Below are 20,590 nucleotides of genomic sequence, written 5' to 3' on the forward strand. Positions count from 1 at the left end.
GGGGAGGAGGCTGGCTCGCTCCCCACTGAAGGGTCAAGACTTGGTGACGGGGGATTGCTTGGCGAAATATTCTTTGGTCAGGCGAAACACCACCGGACTTAACAGGGCCAGGGCAATCAGGTTGGGAATGGCCATCATGGCGTTAAGCGTGTCCGCCAGCAGCCAGATAAACTCCAGCGACTGAGTGGCGCCAATAGGCAGTGCCAGTACCCAGGCAATACGGAACGGCACTATGGCCTTGACGCCAAACAGGAACTGCACACACTTCTCGCCATAGAAGCTCCAGCCCAGAATGGTGGTGAAGGCAAATATCGCCAGGGCGACCGATACGATGTATTCGCCACCGGGAATGGCCAGCGAGAAGGCCAGGGTCGTCAGCGACGCTCCGGCTTCACCACTGGTCCAGCTACCGGTCACAATAATGGCCAGGCCGGTGACGGAACAGACGATAATGGTATCGATAAAGGTGCCCAGCATGGCAATCAGGCCCTGACGTACCGGGTTGTCGGTTTTGGCGGCGGCATGGGCGATGGGCGCGCTACCCAGGCCGGCTTCGTTGGAGAAAACCCCACGGGCCACACCGAAGCGAATCGCCATCCATACGGCGGCACCGGCAAACCCGCCCTGAGCGGCAATCGGCGTAAAGGCGTGCTCGAAAATCAGGCCAAATGCGGCAGGCAGCTCGGCAAAGTACATGGCCAGTACCACCAGGCCGGCGGAAAAATAGGCCACCGTCATCAGGGGCACCAGTTTACCCGCCACTTCCGAAATCCAGCGAATACCACCAATCAATACCAGACCCACCAGTACCATGAGCACGATACCTGTGGTGGTGTGCGATAAGCCGAAGGAAGCATCCAGTGCATCGGCGACCGAGTTGGCCTGCACCGTATTACCAATACCAAAGCCGGCTATGCCGCCAAAAATGGCAAAGGCCACGCCCAGCCAGGCCCACTTGGCACCCAGGCCGTTCTTGATGTAGTACATGGGGCCGCCCACGTGGTTACCGAGTTTATCGGTTTCACGAAAGTTAACCGCACACACGGCTTCGGCATATTTGGTGGCCATGCCGACCAGTGCCGTCATCCACATCCAGAACAAGGCACCCGGGCCGCCAAAGAAAATAGCGGTGGCAACCCCGGCAATGTTACCCGTCCCTATGGTGGCGGCCAGTGCCGTCATCAAGGCGTTAAACGGTGAAATTTCACCGCTGCCGGTTTCTGTCTTGCTGAATAACAGTTTGAAGCCGGTACCCAGCTTGCGGATGGGCATGAGCCCCAGGCCCAGTTGCAGATAGAGCCCCAGCCCTAAAATACCGATCAGCATGGGAACACCCCACACTACCCCGTTTATGGCGCTTAATATGTTGGTAAGCAATTCCATTTGCAGCACTCCTAGAGTGAGTAATGTTGTATTTAGAAGACTTTCCTGTACTAGCCTAGTCGTTATCTCAGGAAAAGAATAATAGATTTATGTTTCGGATGGAACCATAAAAAAAGACTGCAGCAATTGTCGGGCCTGAGTAATGGCGGCTTTATGACCGGACAAGCCATGCTCTCTGGCAGTCTGGGCCGGCAAGGCGCCCGGGGTCAGTAGAGCCGCAAGCAATTGCTGCTGACGATCAGACAAGGGCTGCAAGGGCGCATGGGTCGCCACAAAGCGGGATAACGCCGGCTGATCGCAGCTTAAGTCTCGGTGATAAAAGGCAAAATCACGGGCGATGTGGCTGTCTTGCTGCTCGGTGACACCAGGGGGAAGCAGGTCAAGCGCCTGATAAATGGCGTTCAATTCCTCTGGCCATCTACCCTGACGGTAGGCCTGCAGGTTGGCACTAAACTGCCCTTGCCAGAGGGGCAGGGTGTGCTTGGCTGCCGCAGAGCAGGGCCATAACATCATGACCGCATGCAGGCCGCTGACCCCGTCACGACTTTGACCCAGGCGCACGGCCCAAAAGCCGTTCTGCTGCCAGAATGCCAGCAAGGAGGGGCTGGCGCCAAAACTGGTACCGATGAAGTCGCAGCCTGTCTGTTGCGGCAAGTGTTGCTGTAACCAGTGCAAAAGCCGGCTGCCGGTCCCCTGTTGCTGACAGTGCGGGTGCACCACTATGCGCATCACCCTTTGGTAGGTAAATTGGCAGGCTCGGGCCAGGCCGCCATGAAATGCCAGCGATTGCGGCAGCAAGTGGCCGCGAGGGCGCCGCTGACCGCGCCAGACCCCCTGACTGAGTGCGGCCGGTAAAGGCCCCTCCCGGATGACCAGCGCCACGGCCACAGGAATATTGCCCTGCAAGGTGACGGCCAACCGGAGATCGGGGGCATCCAGCAGTTGCCGGAGATCGCTGGGTCGCGTTTGATAATGTGCCAGGGTCAGCAGGCCAAACAGCTGCTGTAACAAGGGCTCATCGTTTTGCAGCATCTCGCGGGTTACCCAGCAAAATCTGAGCGGGTCGGCCCCGGCCGGCGTTGAATCATCTGAGCGAGAGCGGGGGGGCGCGACGGGGGCGGCATTAAGCGCCAGCAGCCGAAACACCAAGGGCTCTAGCGGGTCACGGGGGCTCCAGCGCGCCGGGGTCTTGATGTGCACCTTGCGCCAGCCCGGGGACAGGGTATTCAGCCTGGGCTGAAATTTGAGTTGAAAGCCCAGGCCCGTGCCTTCGTAGCCGTGCTCTGTGCTGGCAAAGATGCAGCAATAGCGCCTGGCCAGGGTGAGCAGCATGGGGACCGGAATGGCGGCGGCTTCATCAATCAGCAGCATATCGGCGGCGGGTTGCTCGGCCAGCAGGGCATCGGGCGCAACAAAACGCAGCGGGCTGGCACAGTGATGCAAGGCCTGAGCCGGCGCATGGTGATTGGGCGCCGTCAGCAACACCTTCAACCCGGATTGCAGTAAACGGTGGGCGGCCAGCCCCAGCAGGCTCGACTTGCCGCGCCCTCTGTCTGCCGTCAGGACCAGAGGGGTACGAGTACGGGCGCAGCGCAGCATGTGGGCCAGGGCATTGCGCTGCTGGCTGTTCAAACAGCCCTGGCGGTCTCGTGCCGGTTGCCAGGGCGTCGATGACAATGGGGGCAGGGGAGGAAAGGGCGCGCCTTGCTGCCAGACAAGAACGGACTCGTCCTGTTGCAGTTGTCGTACAAAGCGCCGTAAGAAAGGGCTGTCCAGCCCCTCCGCCTGTTCGGGTTGCGCCACATAGCGCACCAGATCCGGGTCGGCATACTCTGGCCAGTCGGTCAGCGGTGGGCAGAGTAACAACATGACGCCACCGGCGACCAGGGTACCGGCCGCGGCACCAAACGCATCTGGGTGCAGGCCGCTGAAGGCGTTGAACACCAGGCTGTCGTATTCCTGGCCCAGGGCGGTTTGAAACTTGTTGACTGGCAGGGCTGCCTGCCCGGGTTCAGCCTGGCCCAGCCACAGCTGGCGCGAGTGACAGACGTTGCCAAGCCGGCGGGCCTGGGCCATGGCCCAGGTCTGGCTACCGGCCAGCACCAGCAGCCGTCGCTCGCCGTTATGCAGTAGCTGCTGGCGCCAGGTTTGCCACTCAGTCAAACAGGCGGCTGCCATTTTCGTCTATCATTCGCTTGGCCTTGGCCACCATTAACTCGGCGGCCAGCTCGGCCGAGGGCAGCAAGTCGGCGCGGATCAGGCGATATTCTTGCAGCTCTCCGTTATTCAGCCGGGTAATACGACCATGCAGCCGGTATTGTCCGCCGTCTGGCAAGGGCTCGGGATGAATAGCGAAGCCCTGATAAGTTTCCTGCGCGAAGCCGGCAGAGGGCGCGGCTTCTTTCCGGCCCAGGCGTTTTAGCCAGTTAAACATGATAATGACCTTAAAATAGATAAAAGACGCCGGGGGTGGCGTCTGTTCAGCATCATTGGCCTGACCGAGGTGGTATTACTTTCTGACTGTCAGTATGACGTCGGCTGCCAGATTGACGGCACCGGTATGTTTGGTGATTTCTTTTATTTCATCCATATTGGAAATCACGATAGGCGTGAGAGTCGACTTGGCTTTCGCCTCCAGCAAGGCCAGATCAAATTCGATAATGGGGTCGCCGGTGGTTACCTGCTGACCTTCTGCGGCAATGCGGGTAAAGCCTTCGCCTTTCAGCTCTACCGTATCGATGCCGAAGTGCACAAACAATTCGATGCCCGAGTCTGAGGTGATGGAAAAGGCATGGTTGGTTTCAAAAATCTTGCCTATGGTGCCGTTGAACGGCGCCACTATTTTATTGCCGCTGGGCTTGATGGCGATGCCATCACCCACAATTTTTTCGGCAAACACCACATCCGGTACTTCTTCAATGGCGACCAGCTCTCCGGAGAGAGGGGCAAAAATGTCGATGCCGCTGCTGTCTACTGACTCGTCAGACACCATTCTTTTCAATTTATCGAACAGACCCATAATATCAGCTCCTGGCACTATTTAATGATGATGATAACAGACGGGCTTTCCCAAGAGAAAGAAGTAGCTAGTTTGGTTAAAAAAGATGAGCTAAAAACAATATCTTAAGTGATGTTAAGGCAAAAAAGCGAATCGATACCGCAAAGACGGCGGGAACAAAGGCGCCAAACCTTCACCGGCGAAAGAAACACACAAACGCGAGCCGCCTATCAAGACGACTCGCGCGTGAGTGAGACTGACACCAATAGCGTGTCTGGGCCCGGTCTGTGTTAAGCCTGCAGCTCTTGCTCGGTAAAAATACCCTGGAACAAGGCGGTGCTTAAATAGCGCTCGCCGGAGCTGGGCAGTATGACCACTATGGTCTTGTCGGCAAACTCGGGCAGTTCGGCCAGTCGGCTTGCGGCAACCACGGCGGCACCGGAGCTGATACCGGCCAGTATGCCTTCCTCACTCATCAGGCGGCGAGCCATCTCTATGGCATCTTCACTGCTCACCTGCTCGACGCGGTCAATCAAGGACAGGTCCAGGTTGCCGGGAATAAAGCCCGCGCCTATGCCCTGAATTTTATGCGGGCCCGGCTTGAGCTCTTCACCGGCCAGCGCCTGAGTGATAACGGGAGACTCGACAGGTTCAACCGCGACCGTGGTAATGGCTTTACCTTTGGTGTTTTTGATATAACGCGACACGCCGGTCAGGGTGCCGCCGGTACCCACGCCGGACACAAACACATCAATGTCGCCGTCGGTATCGTCCCACAGCTCGGGGCCGGTGGTTTTTTCATGAATCTCCGGGTTGGCCGGGTTGTTGAACTGCTGTAGCAGTACAAACTTATCGGGGGCCGTTTCTTTTAGCTCCATGGCTTTTTCAATGGCGCCTTTCATGCCTTTGGCACCATCGGTCAGTACCAGGTTGGCACCCAGGGCTTTCAATAGCTGGCGGCGTTCAATGCTCATGGTATTGGGCATGGTCAGAGTAATGGGGTAGCCACGAGACGCCGCCACAAATGCCAGCGCAATGCCGGTATTTCCGCTGGTGGGTTCAATGAGCTCTTTGCCTGGCACCAGCTCGCCGCGCTTTTCGGCATCCCAGATCATGTTGGCACCAATGCGGCATTTCACACTGAAGCTGGGGTTGCGACTTTCTATCTTTGCCAGAACATGGCCACGGCCAGTGCTGACGCGGTTTAATTTAACCAGAGGCGTCTGTCCAATGGTCAGAGAGTTATCTTCAAAAATTTTGCTCATCGTGACTATCCCTACTGTTCGCTAGTGCCATCATTATTGATATACAGTCAGCTTAACCCTTCTGTTTAGAATGAGAAGTGACAAATTGTTATAACCATATGTTATTAAATGATAAAATGATATTCCATTGTCATAGGTTGATCCCAGGGGGAAGAGCGCTGACGGGAAGTTTTATACCCAGCCCCCGACAGGCGGAGTATTCTTCAGTTATATGGCAAAGATATTATCGAAGCCAATCAAAGTGGTTATTCAGGGGATAAGGCGGACATTGAGATGATAGGCAGCAAGCTGATAAAAAGGTATCGGGCCGCATGCGTGCTTTGGCTATTACTGTCTTTTGGCATTGGCAGTGCATTCGCGAGCAGCTGGCAGGATGAGCCCGAGGCGCGACAACAGTTACATCAGCTGGGGCTGGAGTTAGCGCTGGCCGATGTACATCCCAAACTCACGCTATGGTGGCAGCAGGCGGTGGCAGAAGAGAGCGCCTCGGATATCGCAGACGATCGCCTGCTGCTTGGCTTGCAAAGCTTCTGGCGGCACTGGTCAAACTTATCCTTTATTGAGCGACAATATTTGCAGACCCGAACCGCCGAGCTGTCGTTTTCAGAAGCCGACCGGGCCAACCTGCAGCTGGCCGGACAGCTGAAGCGCCGCTGGCAACTGGTGCAGGGGCTGACGCCCGGCTTTGCCAATTATGCCCAGCTGCAGCAGCAACTGGCACGCTTGCTGGAGCTGCAAGAGGTTCCCTGGCCGGTGTTACACACCACCACTGTCCGCCCCGGCGATCGCCTGCCTGTGGTCACTTCGATCCGCGAGCGACTGCGTTTGCTTGGTGACCTGCCCAGCGCCATGGAGGTGGAGCTGGCTGAGGTGCCGGATCTGGATCTGGTACTGGATGAGACTGGTGTTCCCGAAGACGTGGCGCTGACCGAAGAGGCGGTGACCACACTCGCCCCCCGGGGAGAGGCGGCCAGCAGTACATCTCTTGCTGATAGCGGCAGTTCGCTTGCAGCCAGCCCGTTTAGTGACCCCCAGTTGTACGATGCAGAACTGGAACAGGGGGTTCGGCGTTTTCAGCAGCGGCACGGACTAACGGTAGATGGCGTGATTGGCCCGAAAACCTATGCCTGGCTGGATACTTCGCCGCTGAAACGCTCACAACTGCTGATGCGCAGCATGATGAGAACCCTGATCGGCGACGAGCTGCCGGCTTCCTATTTGCTGGTGAACATCCCTGAATATCAGCTGCGGCTGTACCAGAATCAGGTGCTGGTGCTGGAAAGTGATGTGATAGTGGGGCGCGATGAACGCAAAACCCCCGTCATGGCCAGCACTATTACCAATGTGGTGTTCAACCCGCCCTGGAACGTACCGCGATCCATTATCAACAAAGACATAGTGCCCAGGCTGTACCGCGATCCGGGCTACATAGAGCGTGAAGGCTTTGAAGTGCTCGACGGGGGCGGCGTGGTTCCCCGCTTTATATGGCAGGCACGGTTGGAAGGAGGCGGTGGCTTCCCCTATCGCTTGCGCCAGCGTCCCGGCAGCCGCAATGCGCTGGGGGCCTACAAGTTTCATTTACCCAACAGCAATGCCATTTATCTGCACGATACCCCTTCGCGCAGCCTCTTTGGCCGGGACAGTCGAGACTTGAGCTCCGGCTGTGTACGGGTAGCCGGCGCCGAACAGCTGGCCAACTGGCTGTTGCAGGATCAGCTGAGCAGTAGCCGGTTGGCGGCTTTGAAAGCCAACCCGGAAACCCGCTGGGTCAGGGTGGCCAAGCCCTTGCCATTGTTTATGGTGTACTGGCCTGGCTGGTTAGGCCCGGACGGCGCCCTTCACTTTCGCCATGATATTTACGATTTTGACGAAGGGGTGAAAAGTCCCTTCGCTGCGGGATAAACGGTCAGACAATAACCGTTTTCAAACGAAACTGGCGCGAGCGATCTTCCTGTAAAGGAGACCGCTCGCGCCGTCTTTATAACGAAATCATGTTGGTTTTCCAGCCGGTTATAGGGTACTTTCTCCGCTGTTTAATGTGGCGCATATCGTCCGATAGCCGAACACTTACAGTCAAAGCAAAGGCCAGTTCCCGATAATGGCGGCCTTTGCTTTTCCTTTTTAATGTCGAGTCGTGATGAACAACGGAGCTTGATGCGGTTGATGCGCCAGTGTGGTACTTAAAACAACGAGTTGGAATATGTTTGATTTTGCAAAACCCAGAGAGCAACAACCGGATATACAGCAGCAAGGCGTGAATCGACGCCGTTTTTTGATGGGCATGGGCGGCGTCGGTCTGGCTGCCATGTTGCCGCTATCGGCGCAGGCCAGCCTGTCGGCGCCGGTGCGTAAATTGAGTATGCGCAACCTGCATACCGGCGAACAGGTAACCGCCAACTTCTGGGAAGATGGGCGCTACCTGAAAGAAGGCCTGGAGACCTTTAATTACGTCATGCGTGATTTTCGTCAAAACGAAAAGCACGACATAGATCCCAAGCTGTTCGACCAGCTGTTTCTGTTGCAGCACCGACTCGGTAAAGCCGGCGAGATCCAGATTATTTCCGGCTACCGCTCTCCTGCTACCAACGCCATGTTGCGTCGTAACAGCAGTGGGGTGGCGAAGAAGAGCTATCACATGACAGGGCAGGCCATTGACTTGCGCCTGCCCGGAGTACCGCTGTCACAAGTGCGCAAGGCGGCATTAGAACTGAAAGTCGGCGGTGTGGGCTATTATCCCCGCTCCAATTTCGTTCACCTGGATACCGGGCCGGTGCGCAGCTGGGTGTAATGATCCACCCACAGGGCGGTGGCGCCACACACCGCCACTGGCATGATCAGGAGATTAATGACCGGCAGGCCGGAACAAATGGCGACGCTGGCACCAAACCCCCAGCTGAGCCGGCGCTTTTCTCCCAGAGAGCGGCGCATGACATCGAAATCGACTTTGTGGTTATCGAAAGGGTAATCACAATATTGGATCGCCATCATCCAGGCACTGAAGGCAAACCAGATCAGCGGTGCCAGCATTTGCCCAAACAGGGGCACTAAAAATAGCAGCAAACACCCCAGTGCCCTGGGCAGGTAATACAGCATCTTGTGCATTTCTCTGGCCAGCATCCGCGGGGTGTCTTTTATCAGATCCAGCCAGCCGGAGTCGGGCAGCGCGGTTCCTGTTAGTTTCAGCTCTACCCGCTCAGCCAGCAGGCCATTGAAGGGGGCGGCAATAAAGTTGGCCACACTGGTAAACAGCAGTGAAAACACCACGGTAATGGTAATAATGGCCAGGGGCCACAGCAGATAACTCAACCATTGCAGGTAGCTGGGGGTTGCTTCTTCTAACCAGGCAAACAGCTGATCAAGCTGTAGGTAAAACCAATAAAATGCCCCGCTAAACAGCAAGAGATTAATCGCCAGGGGAATCAGCACAAACAGCCGTAAATCCCGTTCCCCAATCAGAGAGAGGCCCCTGAGCAGATACTGTGGGCCACTGGCCACATGGTAAGAGGCAGACATAAAAGACTTCCTTGATAAAAAAGAACATTTTAGAGAGCCGGCTGCAGGCTGCCAAGCCTGTTATCGCCGTAGAGTGAGATAATGAAAGTGGCAACGAAGCAGTTTGTCGTAGCCGCGGCTGGCCTTGCGGGTGGTTGTTATTTGCTCGTTTTATTCACTAAGCCGGCTAGTTGGCCGTAATAAGGCGCCCTCTGGTAGGTAAAAACAAACAAAATGCCGTTTTTTCTCCCATCCTCCCCCAGATGACTCTTGTCAAACCCTGATGGTAAACATACCCTTGTTGTTGTCTTCGATAACATTCCGGTTCAAGCCATGCTGTATCTGCTTGCGTCGGCGACATGGCTTTAACATAAGCAAAAAATTAGAGAAACGATAATGCAGGATTTGCGAATTATCTTGATCATTTTGGGTGCGGTGGCCATTGCTGCCTTGCTGATCCACGGACTGTGGACCAGCCAGAAAGGGCGGCAAAAGCCCATACGCGAAAAACCCATTGGCAAAGTCGCCAGCACAGGGGCGGACAATACCTCCGGCGACCTGGACGGTTTTGATCGCGACGGTATTGGCAAGATAAGCGTGGCCGGCAGCAAGCGCCAGGCGGCCCCCGTTACTGGTGAAGCCGACAGAGCAGATGACTGGCACCAGACGCCGCATTTTTCTGCCATCAACGATGACGATGAAGACGAGCCAAGCCTGGGCTTGCCCCCTCAGCCACCCCGCAGTGCGGTTGCTGCCAATGAAGCTGATAATAGCGCAGCTGGCACCCCAAACCCGGCTGAAACCCAGGCACAGCTGCGTGCTCGTCAGTATCAGCAGGGTGAAATTGATCCTTTGTTTGATGAGCCGAACCGGGATGCCCCCGAGCCTGAACCGCTGTCGGGTGCTGTCGAGTCCGACGAGCCGAGGTTTGCACCGCAGCCCGAGCCGGCAGTTCAGGAAACGCCTGAACCCGAACCGGCGCCAGCGCCGCTGCGCAAGGTACCCAAGACCTGGCAGGATGTGTACGTGATTAACCTGGTTGCCCAGCCCAATCAACAACTAACGGGCAACGACCTGATGCGGGCCCTGACCGAAGCCGGGTTCAGCTTTGGCGACATGGACATTTTTCATCGTTACCAGAGCGCTGGCGCCCAGGGGGAGCCGCTGTTCAGCTTAATCAATATGGTTAAGCCCGGCACCTTCAACCCGGACGCCATGAGTGAGTTCAGTACGCCCGGAGTGTCCATTTTCATGCAGCTGCCCAAGCCTGGCATGGCGAAAAACCAGTTTAATCTGATGATACAGGCCGCCGAAAGTATGGCCGAAGGGCTGGATGGACTCTTGTTGGATGCCGAGCGCCGCCCACTTGGACCCGATTATCTGGCACGCTGTCGCGAGCAGCTGCGAGACTTCGATAGCCAGGCACAGTAACCTTTATTTTAAGATTCAAGTGCGGCCATTGGCCGCACTTTTTGTTTCAGCGGAACCCTGCCATGAATGATGCGAAAGCCCAGATCCTTGCCTTGCGTGAGCAACTCGAACGTTATAACGAGCAATACTATATCGCCGACGCCCCCACGGTGCCCGATGCCGAATATGACCGGCTGATGCGAGAGCTGATTGCACTGGAGCAAGCCCACCCCGAGTTACTGGATGCCAGCTCCCCCAGCCAGAAGGTGGGCGGCGCGCCAGTGTCGGCGTTTCCTGAGGTGCGCCATGCGCTGCCCATGTTATCGCTGGATAACGTGTTCAGTGATGAAGAGCTGGCCGCCTTTGAAAAGCGGCTGCTGTCGCGCCTCGGACACACCACTGCGGTGGAATTTTGCTGTGAGCCCAAACTGGATGGTTTGGCGGTCAGTCTGCTGTATGAGCACGGCCAGCTGGTGCAGGCGGCCACCCGCGGCGATGGCAGCACGGGGGAGGGCATTACCGAGAACGTTCGTACCATCAAGGCCATTCCGCTCAAGCTGAAAGGCAAAGACTGGCCAGCACGGCTGGAAGTGCGGGGCGAAGTCTTTATGCCCAGTGCCGGTTTTGCGGCCATGAACGAGGCGGCCCGAGCCAAGGGTGACAAGGTGTTTGCCAACCCGCGCAACGCCGCCGCCGGTAGTCTGCGCCAGTTAGACTCGCGCATTACCGCCAGGCGTCCGCTGTCGTTTTACTGTTATGGCGTGGGGCTGGTGGAGGGTGAGCCTTTGGCGGACAGTCATTTTGCCACCCTGCAACGCCTTAAGGGCTGGGGGCTGCCGGTCAGCCCGGAAGTCAAACGCATGCAGGGGCGCGAGGGCTGTGAGCACTACTATCAGGATATTTTACGTCGCCGGGATCAGCTGCCTTATGAAATAGACGGCGTGGTCTACAAGGTGGATGATCTGGCGCTGCAGGCACAGCTGGGCTTTGTGGCCCGCGCGCCGCGCTGGGCCACGGCGCACAAGTTTCCGGCCCAGGAGGAACTCACCGAACTGCTGAACGTGGAGTTTCAGGTGGGGCGTACCGGTGCCGTCACGCCGGTTGCCAAACTGGCTCCGGTGCAGGTGGCCGGGGTGGTGGTGTCTAATGCAACCCTGCACAACGCCGATGAAATTGCGCGCCTGGGAGTCATGATTGGTGATACCGTCATTATTCGCCGCGCCGGTGACGTGATCCCGCAGGTGGTGGCGGTGGTGCTGGAAAAACGCCCCGCAGACGCCCGTGCCGTCACCTTTCCCGAGCACTGTCCTGTCTGCTCGGCAGACATAGAGCGCATAGAGGGCGAGGCCGTCGCGCGCTGTACCGGTGGCCTGTTTTGTGCCGCCCAGCGCAAGGAGGCCATCAAGCACTTTTCATCGCGCAAGGCGCTCGACATCGAAGGCCTGGGCACCAAGGTGATCGAACAGCTGGTGGATCTGGAGCTCGTTCAAACCCCCGCCGATCTGTTCTCATTAACTCACGAGGCCCTGCTGGGGCTGGAGCGAATGGGCGACAAGTCGGCCAGCAAGTTGCTGGCCGCCCTCGACAAGTCACGGGAAACCACGCTGCCCCGCTTCTTGTATGCCCTGGGCATTCGCGAAGTCGGCGAGGCCACGGCCAATAACCTGGCTCAGCACTTTTTGACTCTGGACGCTGTGATGCAGGCCGAGGTCGACAGCCTGCTGGAAGTGCCCGACGTGGGTGAGATTGTAGCCAAGCATTTGTACTACTTCTTTCGCCAGCCGGAAAACCAGGACGTAGTGCAGGCATTGGTCACCCCGCAAGCCGAAGGGGGCTGTGGCCTGCATTGGCCCACCATAGAGAAAGTGGCCGCAGAGGCCCAACCCCTGGCGGGGCAAACCTTTGTGCTAACCGGTACCCTGACGCAGCTCTCGCGCAGCGATGCCAAAGCGGCACTGCAGGCGTTGGGCGCCAAGGTAGCCGGTTCGGTGTCGGCCAAAACCAGCTGTGTGGTTGCCGGAGAAGCCGCCGGCTCCAAGCTGGTAAAGGCTCAGGAGCTGGAGATTCCCATTCTCGACGAAGACGGCCTGCTGGCGTTATTAAAGCTTGAAGCCTGAAGCCTGAAGCAATAAGAAAAACACCGAGCCACAGACTCGGTGTTTTTCTTCCAGCTTATCGCTGACGGCTTCCAGCTGTTGTTACGGCGTGGTGACGACGCTGAATTCCTGGCCCATGCGGCGAAAGGCGTTGAGCAGCAGGCCCTTGTCGTTGACTTCCAGGTAATGCAGTCGACCATCGCCATTCACGACCAGAGTCACATCCTGCCCCGCTCGCAAGTTGCTTAACGGCCTGTACGAGGGCTCGGCACGAATCAGGGCCACGAGATCGGTCCCCGGCAGTTGCCACTGGCGAAACAGCGCGGCCAGGGTTTCCCCCTGGGCCAGGGTATGATCGATACGTTTACCGCCGTCGGGCACCGGAATATCGCGGCTGACGGCGGGAGCCAGCGACAGGCTTAAACTGCCACTCACGGGAGTCGGGGCCTGTTTGGGGGCCGGCTGCCATGCCAATAACAGCAACCAGAGCGGGATTAAAATGCATAACCCTGCCTTGTGTATTCTGGGCACTCGCTGCCAGCCTTTTAGCCCACGACCGATACCCTGACGAACGGGCAGGGTCAGGGCGTTGATCTTACTGGCGAAAGACTCGGATTCGTTCCGTTTCATTGCGGTTTTTCTTCTAGACATGAATAGACACCTCTTGGGCTTCAGTGTATCTGTGGTGCGCAGGCTCGACAAGCGGTGACAGTGGCCCCCTTTGAGACGGCGACAACTTTTGTCTACCATCAGCTCAGCATTTGAAGATGACAAAGCGTTTAACCCCTTTGCCTCGGGTGCTAAAATAGCCGTTACCTTATTTTTCCAAGTTCATTTGGGGTTTAACCCAAATCCATTTGGGCTTCATTTACCAGCTAAGGCAGAAAGAATGACAGTTAAAACGCGGTTTGCTCCCAGCCCTACCGGCTTTCTTCACGTCGGTGGTGCCCGTACTGCCCTGTACTCCTGGCTTTATGCCCGTCACCAGCAGGGTGAGTTTGTATTGCGCATTGAAGATACCGACCTGGAGCGTTCGACTCAGGAAGCCATAGATGCCATTTTGGAGGGCATGAACTGGTTGGGGCTGAACTGGGAAGAGGGGCCTTATTATCAAACCCAGCGCTTTGACCGTTACAATGCCCTGATCGACCAGCTGCTGGCCGAAGGTAAAGCCTACAAATGTTATTGCTCCCGCGAGCGGCTCGATGCCTTGCGTGAACAACAAATGGCCGAAGGGGTCAAACCACGCTACGACGCCCACTGCCGCCACGGCGAGCATGAGCAGGCTGCCGATGCGCCTTGTGTGATCCGCTTTAAAAATCCGACCGAAGGCACTGTGGTATTTGATGACCACGTGCGTGGCCGCATTGAGATCGGGAACGATCAGCTGGACGACCTCATCATTCGTCGTACCGACGGCGCACCTACCTATAACTTCTGCGTCGTGGTCGATGACTGGGACATGGAGATCACCCATGTGGTACGTGGGGAAGATCACATCAATAACACCCCTCGCCAAATCAACATCTATCAGGCCCTGGGCGCTCCGGTACCCGAATTTGCCCATGTATCCATGATCCTGGGTGACGACGGTGCCAAGTTGTCCAAGCGTCACGGCGCGGTCAGCGTAATGCAATATCGCGACGACGGCTATTTGCCTCAGGCGCTGCTCAACTATCTGGTCCGTTTGGGCTGGTCCCATGGGGATCAGGAAATATTCTCGCTGGAAGAAATGGTCGAGTTGTTTTCGCTGAATGCCATCAGCAAGTCGGCATCGGCCTTTAATACCGATAAGTTATTGTGGTTGAACCAGCATTACATCAAGTCATTGCCAGCCAGTGAAGTGGCCGGGCACCTGCTGTGGCACATGCAGGATCAAGGCATCGCCACCGAACAGGGCCCCAGCCTGGCTGATGTGGTGACCCTGTACGCAGAGCGCTGCCATACCCTTAAGGAAATGGCCGAGCAAAGCCGTTATCTATTCGAAGCATTCAGCGAGTTTGATGCGACCGCCGCCAAAAAGCATTTGCGCCCGGTAGCGGCAGAGCCACTGACCCTGGTACGCAGCAAGCTGGCTGAGCTGGCCGATTGGCAGGCACCGGCGATTCACGAGCAAATCAATGCCGCCGCCGCCGAACTGGAGCTGGGCATGGGCAAGGTGGGAATGCCGCTGCGCGTGGCCGTGACGGGCGCAGGCCAGTCCCCCGCCATTGATGGCGTGATTGCCTTGCTGAGCAAAGAGCAAACTCTGGCACGCATCGATATGGCGCTGGCCTTTATTGAAGAGCGCGCCAAAGGCTAAAGCAAAGCTAAAACGGTAAGAGAAATGGCGCTGTTTGCTACAGCGCCATTTTTTTGGGTTTTTCTGGCCGCCGACAGCCTGCCGTTGCCAGCGGTTGTTACCGGTTCGAGCCGGAATTGATGACAATCTCGCCAAGGCGTTCAAAAAGTGACTGGTTGAATGGCTTTTTATAGTTTTTGGTTGACAGGAAAAAGCCGGCTGCCTATTATGCGCCTCGCTCGAACGGTTTAACGCCGTGACGGAAGATAAGCGGGGCTATAGCTCAGCTGGGAGAGCGCTTGCATGGCATGCAAGAGGTCCGCGGTTCGATCCCGCGTAGCTCCACCACTTATCGAATGTAATAGAGTAAGTAAAATATAGTTAGATCTGCCAAATGGGGCTATAGCTCAGCTGGGAGAGCGCTTGCATGGCATGCAAGAGGTCCGCGGTTCGATCCCGCGTAGCTCCACCAAATGGCAAAAAATGAATACCAGTTAAACAGCATTGTTTTGGGGCTATAGCTCAGCTGGGAGAGCGCTTGCATGGCATGCAAGAGGTCCGCGGTTCGATCCCGCGTAGCTCCACCAAAACAATCTGACCCGAATTTAGGGGCTATAGCTCAGCTGGGAGAGCGCTTGCATGGCATGCAAGAGGTCCGCGGTTCGATCCCGCGTAGCTCCACCACTTATTTGTGGAATCAGAAAAAGCCGCTGCATCACTGCAGCGGCTTTTTTATGGCTGTGAAGCGCGAAGGGAAACGTCTCACCCTTCACGCTTTTCCCCTCACTCCTCACTCCTCACTCCTCACTCCTCACTCCTCACTCCTTCACCCATTATCCTTCAAATAGGGCGTCAAAAAGGCATGAACCTGACGCACGATCAGCGGTTGGGCATCGGCGGTGGGGTGAATGCCATCGTCCATTATCATGCCGTTCTCGCCTATCAAGGGGGCCACAAAAAACGGCAGTAGCGGCAGTTGATGCGCGTCGGATAAACGGGCAAAAATAGCGCTGAATTGCTGCAAGTAACGGCGACCATAATTGGGGGGCAACTGAATGTCGGTCAGTATGACCTTGGCACCGGCCTGATGGGCCAGCGTGATCATCTGTTCTAGGTTACTTTCAATAAGGGGCGGTGGCAGGCCGCGCAGACCGTCATTACCGCCCAGCTCCAGCAGTACCAGACTCGGCTGATGACGCTCCAGTAAAGAGGGCAGACGCTGCAAGCCGCCCTGAGTGGTGTCACCACTCACGCTGGCATTAATCAGCTCGACCTGGCGGTTTTCCGCTTGCCATTGCCGGGCCAGCAACTGTGGCCAGGCTTGCTGGGCATTCATGCGATAACCGGCACTGAGGCTGTCCCCCAGAATCAAGACGGTGTTAGCATGGGTGACAAACGACACTAACAGCACGAGTAGCAGAAGGACACGAGGCATGACAGTTTCTCCAATTATCAAGGTTGCCGAGCTGGGGCACAGGGTCCGGCCTGGTGAGCAGTCACTGACCATCCTTGAGGGGATCAGCTTTGAAGTCAAGGCCGGGCAAAGCGTGGCGCTGGTCGGCGCGTCGGGCTCGGGCAAGTCGACGCTGCTTGGGCTGTTGGCCGGACTGGATAGCGCCAGTGAAGGTGATATTGCCATTAAAGAACAGTGGCTGTCTGCTTTAAATGAAGAGCAAAGGGCTCGATTGCGCGGACAGCACATTGGTTTCGTGTTTCAGTCTTTTTTACTGCTGCCTACGCTAACGGCGCTGGAAAACGTCATGCTGCCCGCCGAGCTGCAAGGGCAAAAACACAGTGTTCGGCGCGCCCGCCAATTATTGGAGCAAGTGGGGTTGTCGGCACGCATGCAGCACTTCCCCAGCCAGTTATCCGGCGGTGAGCAACAGCGGGTGGCCATTGCCCGCGCCTTTATGACCCAGCCGGATATTTTGCTGGCCGATGAACCCACCGGCAACCTGGATCATCACACCGGGGCACAAATCATCGAATTGTTGTTTGAGCTGAATCGTACCCACGGCACCACCTTGTTGATGGTGACTCACGACGAGGCGCTGGCCAAGCGTTGCCAGCGGCGCCTGGTGATGACCGCCGGTCGGCTGGAGGAACACCATGCGTAGTCTGGGCTGGGGATTGGTATGGCGAGAAGTGGGGCGCGGCCCCCTGCGGCTGTTTTTGCTGGCGCTGGCATTAAGCGTGGCCAGCATACTCAGCGTGACCCTGGTCGCCGACCGCTTGAATCAGGCGCTGACCTTGTCGGGGCGCGATTATATTGCCGCCGACCGCGTATTATCGGGCAGCCGTGCGGCAGAACCGGCCTGGCTGGCTGAAGCCGAGCATCAGGGGCTGGCAGTATCGCGCACTCAGTCGTTTCAAAGCGTGCTGTTTGCCGGTGACCAACTGCAGCTGGCCAGTGTGCGCGCCGTGGATAATGCCTTTCCGTTTTATGGCGAATTACAACTCATGCCCGAGCAGCCGGTCACGCCGGGGGCTATCTGGCTATCGTCTCGATTGCTGGCTTTGTTGCAGCTGAGCACAGGCGACAGTGTCGAGTTGGGTAACACCCGGCTCAAGGTGGCGGGCGAATTGCTCAAAGAGCCGGATCAGGGTTTTTCTCCGGCATTGCTGGCGCCCCGGGCCCTGATCCATATTGATGATGTCGCCGCCACCGGCATTCACATGGCCGGCAGCCGCGTCCGCTACCGTTATCTGTTCAAGGGAGAGCCTGAACCATTGGCCGCCTATGGCGCCTGGCTGGAGCCCCAATTACAACAAGGGCAGCACTGGCGTGGCCCCCATAACTCAGATACACCGGTGGCGCGCTCCCTGGTGCGGGCCGAGCAGTTCTTTCGTCTGGCTTCCCTGATTGGCGTGCTGCTGGGCATACTGGCGATGGCCATTGCCCTGGGTTATTTTTCGCGGCGCGAGCAGGATCGCATGGCATTGTTAAAAACGCTGGGTGCCAGTCGGCGGCAGCTGTTTGCCTGGTTGACCCGTTTGCTGCTGAGCCTGCTCCTCATGGGCTCGTTACTGGGGGCTGTGGTGGGCTACGGGCTGCACAAGCTGATTTTGCTGAGCCTGGGGGAGGCCTTGGCCATCCCCTTGCCTCCGCCCTCCCTAACCCCCTTTGCGGTGGCCATGGGGCTGGCGCTGCTGACCACGCTGATGCTGTCTATCGTGCCCATGGCACGCCTGCTCAAGGTGCCACCCTTGAGGGTGCTGCGCAATGAAGCCGAGGCGCATATTGCTCCGGGCTGGAGTCTGGGGATCTTGCTGGGGGGCACCTTTATTCTGAGTTGGGTGTTTGCCGGTGCCTGGCAGCTGGCAGTGGGGTTGCTGGTGGGCCTGATTGCCCTGGTGGGGCTGTTGGGCGGCTTGTGCTGGCTAATGTTGACCCTGGTACGCCACAGCGGCGGTGGCATCGGCTTTCGGCTGGCAGTCAGCCGCTTGCAGCGTGCACGACTGGCGACCCTGCTTCAGTTTGGCGGCATTGCGCTGGCGTTGTTCCTGGGCACCTTGTTGTGGGTGGTGCGTGGCGAACTGGTGGATGGCTTTTTGGCGCGGCTGCCACCGGATACCCCCAATCGCTTCCTGATCAATATTGCCAGCCACCAGCTGGATCCGCTGCGCGAGCGGCTGGATCAGGCCGGATTGGCGCGTTCGCAGTTTTACCCGATAGTGCGCGGACGCTTAAGTGCCATTAACGATAAGTCCACAGTGTCCGACGTGGATAGCGGAGAGAGTGGCGGCGTAGGCCGAGAGTTGAATCTGACCTATAGCGAGCTGCTACCCACGGGCAATCGCCTGTTGCAAGGTGACTGGAGTAGCTCACCCAACAGTGTCTCGGTGGAATCTGGGCTGGCCGAGCGCTTGCAGCTGAGCCTGGGCGACAAGCTCACGCTGGACCTGGCCGGCCAGACGGTTTCGGCCGAGGTGCGCAATATCCGGGAAGTCGACTGGGACAGCATGAAGCCCAATTTCTATCTGATCTTCAGCCCCGATGTGCTGGCGACTTATCCGGCTACCTGGTTGGCCAGCTTTTATCTGCCCCCCGAGCAACAGGGATTGGAGGTGGAGCTTATTCGTGCCTTTCCCACCATGACCTTGCTGGATGTTGAGGCGCTGTTGCAACAGCTGCGGGAGGTACTGGCCCAGGTCAGTCAGGCCCTGCTGGTGCTAATGGCGTTGGTCACCGGCGCCAGCGTGCTGGTTTTGTTGGCGCAGCTGGAAACCACCCTGGACAGTCGCAAGCGCGAGCTGGTCTTGCTGCGCACCCTGGGGGCGAGCGAGAAGTTACTGAAGGCCTCTTTACGCTGGGAATGGCTGGCGGCGGGTCTGGTCTCGGGCCTGGCGGCGGCATTGGCCGTTGAGTTGTGCGTGGCGGTGCTCTTGCCCCAATGGCTGGGCCTGGCATGGCAGCCACACCCGGCGTTGTGGGTCGGGCTTCCTGTTCTGGGGGCGACCCTCTTGTTGCTGGCAGGCAGAATGGGCGGTATTACCAGTGGCACCCTGATGTACAGATTACGAGAATGGTGAATTTAGAACGTGAGGAGTGAGGCGGGAGGAGTAAACCCCTCACCCCTCACGGTATTTGAGGGTTTCCTTGAGTGCTTTTTCCAGGGTGGGGTAACGAAAATAGAAACCGGCTTTCTGGAGCCGTACCGGCATCACTCTTTGCCCGGTTAACAGCAAGTCGGCCATTTCGCCAAACAACAGCCGCATGGTCCAGGCGGGAATGCGCATAAAATGAGGCTTGTTCAATACGCGGGCCAGGGTGCGGCTGAATTGTTCGTTGGTGACTGGATCCGGGGCGGCGGCATTAAAGGGACCCTGACAGCTTTCATGCTCCAGCAAAAACAAGAGCAAGGCCACGACATCATCAATATGGATCCACGACATATACTGCTTGCCGCTCCCCATGGGCCCCCCCAGGCCCAGGCGATAGCTGGGCAGCATTTTCTTGAGTGCGCCACCTTCGGACCCCATCACTACGGCCAGACGAATGCAGCAGACTCGAGTGTGCTCACTGGCGGCTTCATTCGCCAGTTGCTCCCACTTGGCACACACCTTGTGGCTAAACTCAGGATGAGGATTGGAGTCTTCGTCGACCAAGGCCTCGCCCTGGCGGCCATAAAATCCCACGGCCGAGCCGCTGATGAGTACTCTGGGCGGGTTCTGGCCGGCCTTTAGCTTGCTTACCAGCTGTTCGGTGATCTGCCAGCGGCTTTCGCAAATGCGTGTCTTCTGGGCCTGGGTCCAGCGCTTGTCGGCGATGGGCTCGCCGGCAAGGTTGATCACCGCATCAAATTGATCCAGGTTCTCCAGGTTGTCCAGCGATGCCAGCGCCTGGATATCGTGGCCCAGTCGCTGGTACACCTTGTCGGGCGTACGGCTTAATACTGTCACTTGATGATGGGGCCGCAAGTGGCTCATCAGGCGATGGCCGATAAAGCCGGTGCCACCGGTCAGCAATATGTTCATGATTCCAGTCCTCCACCTGCCCAGCCTGCATACAGGTTAGCAGCACCTTAAAGGGTAATACATTATCGGGGTAAAAGAGGGTTGCAGAGGATATTAAAGAAGGGCGGGACTTATCCCGAAAAAGAGACTGGCCGCCGAGGTTATCCACATAAACTGTGAGTAAGTCTGTAGATTACCTCGGACATTA

The 20,590-nt window shown here is 57.4% G+C and carries 16 protein-coding genes and 4 tRNA genes; 11 read left to right on the top strand and 9 right to left on the bottom strand.

Going from position 1 to position 20,590, the window contains the following annotated elements:
• Positions 1–33: 33 nt before the first annotated feature.
• From ACN0VL_RS05995 to cysK, 5 genes are all read right to left on the bottom strand, one after another.
• Positions 34–1,383, bottom strand: coding sequence for an alanine/glycine:cation symporter family protein (locus ACN0VL_RS05995; RefSeq protein WP_417615497.1), 1,350 nt, complete (start codon positions 1,381–1,383; stop codon positions 34–36).
• Between the two features lie 87 nt (positions 1,384–1,470).
• Positions 1,471–3,561, bottom strand: coding sequence for a tRNA(Met) cytidine acetyltransferase TmcA (locus ACN0VL_RS06000; RefSeq protein WP_417615499.1), 2,091 nt, complete (start codon positions 3,559–3,561; stop codon positions 1,471–1,473).
• Positions 3,539–3,817 (bottom strand): HlyU family transcriptional regulator, encoded by a 279-nt coding sequence (locus ACN0VL_RS06005; RefSeq protein WP_417615501.1) that lies wholly within the window; start codon positions 3,815–3,817, stop codon positions 3,539–3,541. The genes ACN0VL_RS06000 and ACN0VL_RS06005 overlap by 23 nt, the downstream gene beginning before the upstream one ends.
• 75 nt (positions 3,818–3,892) lie before the next feature.
• On the bottom strand, positions 3,893–4,402 hold the full coding sequence (crr, locus tag ACN0VL_RS06010) for a PTS glucose transporter subunit IIA (protein ID WP_417615503.1): 510 nt from the start codon (positions 4,400–4,402) through the stop codon (positions 3,893–3,895).
• Positions 4,403–4,671: 269 nt separating this feature from the next.
• Entirely contained in the window at positions 4,672–5,646 is a 975-nt protein-coding gene (cysK, locus tag ACN0VL_RS06015) for a cysteine synthase A (protein ID WP_417615505.1), read from the bottom strand.
• A 315-nt stretch (positions 5,647–5,961) separates the two neighbouring features.
• Here cysK and ACN0VL_RS06020 point away from each other — a divergent pair, with 315 nt between their 5' ends.
• Positions 5,962–7,548 (top strand): L,D-transpeptidase family protein, encoded by a 1,587-nt coding sequence (locus tag ACN0VL_RS06020; RefSeq protein ID WP_417615507.1) that lies wholly within the window; start codon positions 5,962–5,964, stop codon positions 7,546–7,548.
• Between the two features lie 337 nt (positions 7,549–7,885).
• A complete protein-coding gene (locus ACN0VL_RS06025; protein WP_417615543.1) occupies positions 7,886–8,434 on the top strand; it encodes a DUF882 domain-containing protein in 549 nt (182 codons plus the stop codon).
• On the opposite strand, the gene cysZ is transcribed toward ACN0VL_RS06025, so the two are convergent.
• Positions 8,398–9,159 carry a sulfate transporter CysZ gene (gene cysZ, locus ACN0VL_RS06030; protein WP_417615509.1) on the bottom strand — a complete coding sequence of 254 codons (762 nt, stop codon included), beginning with the start codon at positions 9,157–9,159 and terminating at the stop codon, positions 8,398–8,400. The genes ACN0VL_RS06025 and cysZ overlap by 37 nt on opposite strands.
• Before the next feature lie 375 nt (positions 9,160–9,534).
• Between cysZ and zipA the strand changes: the two genes are divergently transcribed.
• Positions 9,535–10,569 (top strand): cell division protein ZipA, encoded by a 1,035-nt coding sequence (gene zipA, locus ACN0VL_RS06035; protein ID WP_417615511.1) that lies wholly within the window; start codon positions 9,535–9,537, stop codon positions 10,567–10,569.
• A 62-nt stretch (positions 10,570–10,631) separates the two neighbouring features.
• Complete coding sequence (gene ligA / locus ACN0VL_RS06040; protein ID WP_417615513.1) at positions 10,632–12,665, top strand: NAD-dependent DNA ligase LigA; 2,034 nt, start codon at positions 10,632–10,634, stop codon at positions 12,663–12,665.
• An 81-nt stretch (positions 12,666–12,746) separates the two neighbouring features.
• On the opposite strand, the gene ACN0VL_RS06045 is transcribed toward ligA, so the two are convergent.
• A complete protein-coding gene (locus tag ACN0VL_RS06045; RefSeq protein WP_417615515.1) occupies positions 12,747–13,274 on the bottom strand; it encodes a LysM-like peptidoglycan-binding domain-containing protein in 528 nt (175 codons plus the stop codon).
• Positions 13,275–13,533: 259 nt separating this feature from the next.
• Here ACN0VL_RS06045 and gltX point away from each other — a divergent pair, with 259 nt between their 5' ends.
• The 5 genes from gltX (at position 13,534) to ACN0VL_RS06070 (ending at position 15,609) form a co-directional block, all read left to right on the top strand.
• Entirely contained in the window at positions 13,534–14,946 is a 1,413-nt protein-coding gene (gltX, locus tag ACN0VL_RS06050) for a glutamate--tRNA ligase (protein WP_417615517.1), read from the top strand.
• Positions 14,947–15,197: 251 nt separating this feature from the next.
• Positions 15,198–15,273: transfer RNA gene (locus ACN0VL_RS06055), tRNA-Ala, on the top strand.
• A 48-nt stretch (positions 15,274–15,321) separates the two neighbouring features.
• Positions 15,322–15,397: transfer RNA gene (locus tag ACN0VL_RS06060), tRNA-Ala, on the top strand.
• A 39-nt stretch (positions 15,398–15,436) separates the two neighbouring features.
• A tRNA-Ala gene (locus ACN0VL_RS06065) sits at positions 15,437–15,512 on the top strand.
• Between the two features lie 21 nt (positions 15,513–15,533).
• Positions 15,534–15,609: transfer RNA gene (locus tag ACN0VL_RS06070), tRNA-Ala, on the top strand.
• Positions 15,610–15,751: 142 nt separating this feature from the next.
• Here ACN0VL_RS06070 and ACN0VL_RS06075 read toward each other — a convergent pair.
• Entirely contained in the window at positions 15,752–16,360 is a 609-nt protein-coding gene (locus tag ACN0VL_RS06075) for an arylesterase (protein WP_417615519.1), read from the bottom strand.
• Here ACN0VL_RS06075 and ACN0VL_RS06080 point away from each other — a divergent pair.
• Both ACN0VL_RS06080 and ACN0VL_RS06085 read left to right on the top strand, forming a co-directional pair.
• Positions 16,359–17,042, top strand: a complete 684-nt coding sequence (locus ACN0VL_RS06080) for an ABC transporter ATP-binding protein (RefSeq protein ID WP_417615521.1) — start codon at positions 16,359–16,361, stop codon at positions 17,040–17,042. The two genes, ACN0VL_RS06075 and ACN0VL_RS06080, sit on opposite strands and share 2 nt — an antisense overlap.
• Positions 17,035–19,458: an ABC transporter permease gene (locus tag ACN0VL_RS06085; RefSeq protein WP_417615523.1), complete on the top strand. Its 2,424-nt coding sequence runs from the start codon at positions 17,035–17,037 to the stop codon at positions 19,456–19,458. Before ACN0VL_RS06080 ends, ACN0VL_RS06085 begins: the two co-directional genes overlap by 8 nt.
• A gap of 39 nt (positions 19,459–19,497) precedes the next feature.
• On the opposite strand, the gene ACN0VL_RS06090 is transcribed toward ACN0VL_RS06085, so the two are convergent.
• The gene (locus ACN0VL_RS06090) at positions 19,498–20,403 is read right to left on the bottom strand and encodes a TIGR01777 family oxidoreductase (protein ID WP_417615525.1); all 906 of its coding nucleotides are present in this window, start codon (positions 20,401–20,403) and stop codon (positions 19,498–19,500) included.
• Positions 20,404–20,590 lie beyond the last annotated feature (187 nt).

The organism is Oceanisphaera sp. (assembly GCF_048268965.1).
In the GTDB taxonomy this organism is placed as follows: domain Bacteria; phylum Pseudomonadota; class Gammaproteobacteria; order Enterobacterales; family Aeromonadaceae; genus Oceanimonas.

Coding starts and splice junctions, on each gene's coding strand:
- ACN0VL_RS06045 (WP_417615515.1), bottom strand. CDS start 13,274: ATGAAACGGAACGAATCCGAGTCTTTCGCCAGTAAGATCAACGCCCTG.
- ACN0VL_RS06090 (WP_417615525.1), bottom strand. CDS start 20,403: ATGAACATATTGCTGACCGGTGGCACCGGCTTTATCGGCCATCGCCTG.
- ACN0VL_RS06080 (WP_417615521.1), top strand. CDS start 16,359: ATGACAGTTTCTCCAATTATCAAGGTTGCCGAGCTGGGGCACAGGGTC.
- ligA (WP_417615513.1), top strand. CDS start 10,632: ATGAATGATGCGAAAGCCCAGATCCTTGCCTTGCGTGAGCAACTCGAA.
- crr (WP_417615503.1), bottom strand. CDS start 4,402: ATGGGTCTGTTCGATAAATTGAAAAGAATGGTGTCTGACGAGTCAGTA.
- ACN0VL_RS05995 (WP_417615497.1), bottom strand. CDS start 1,383: ATGGAATTGCTTACCAACATATTAAGCGCCATAAACGGGGTAGTGTGG.
- ACN0VL_RS06075 (WP_417615519.1), bottom strand. CDS start 16,360: ATGCCTCGTGTCCTTCTGCTACTCGTGCTGTTAGTGTCGTTTGTCACC.
- gltX (WP_417615517.1), top strand. CDS start 13,534: ATGACAGTTAAAACGCGGTTTGCTCCCAGCCCTACCGGCTTTCTTCAC.
- ACN0VL_RS06000 (WP_417615499.1), bottom strand. CDS start 3,561: ATGGCAGCCGCCTGTTTGACTGAGTGGCAAACCTGGCGCCAGCAGCTA.
- cysK (WP_417615505.1), bottom strand. CDS start 5,646: ATGAGCAAAATTTTTGAAGATAACTCTCTGACCATTGGACAGACGCCT.
- ACN0VL_RS06085 (WP_417615523.1), top strand. CDS start 17,035: ATGCGTAGTCTGGGCTGGGGATTGGTATGGCGAGAAGTGGGGCGCGGC.
- zipA (WP_417615511.1), top strand. CDS start 9,535: ATGCAGGATTTGCGAATTATCTTGATCATTTTGGGTGCGGTGGCCATT.
- ACN0VL_RS06005 (WP_417615501.1), bottom strand. CDS start 3,817: ATGTTTAACTGGCTAAAACGCCTGGGCCGGAAAGAAGCCGCGCCCTCT.
- cysZ (WP_417615509.1), bottom strand. CDS start 9,159: ATGTCTGCCTCTTACCATGTGGCCAGTGGCCCACAGTATCTGCTCAGG.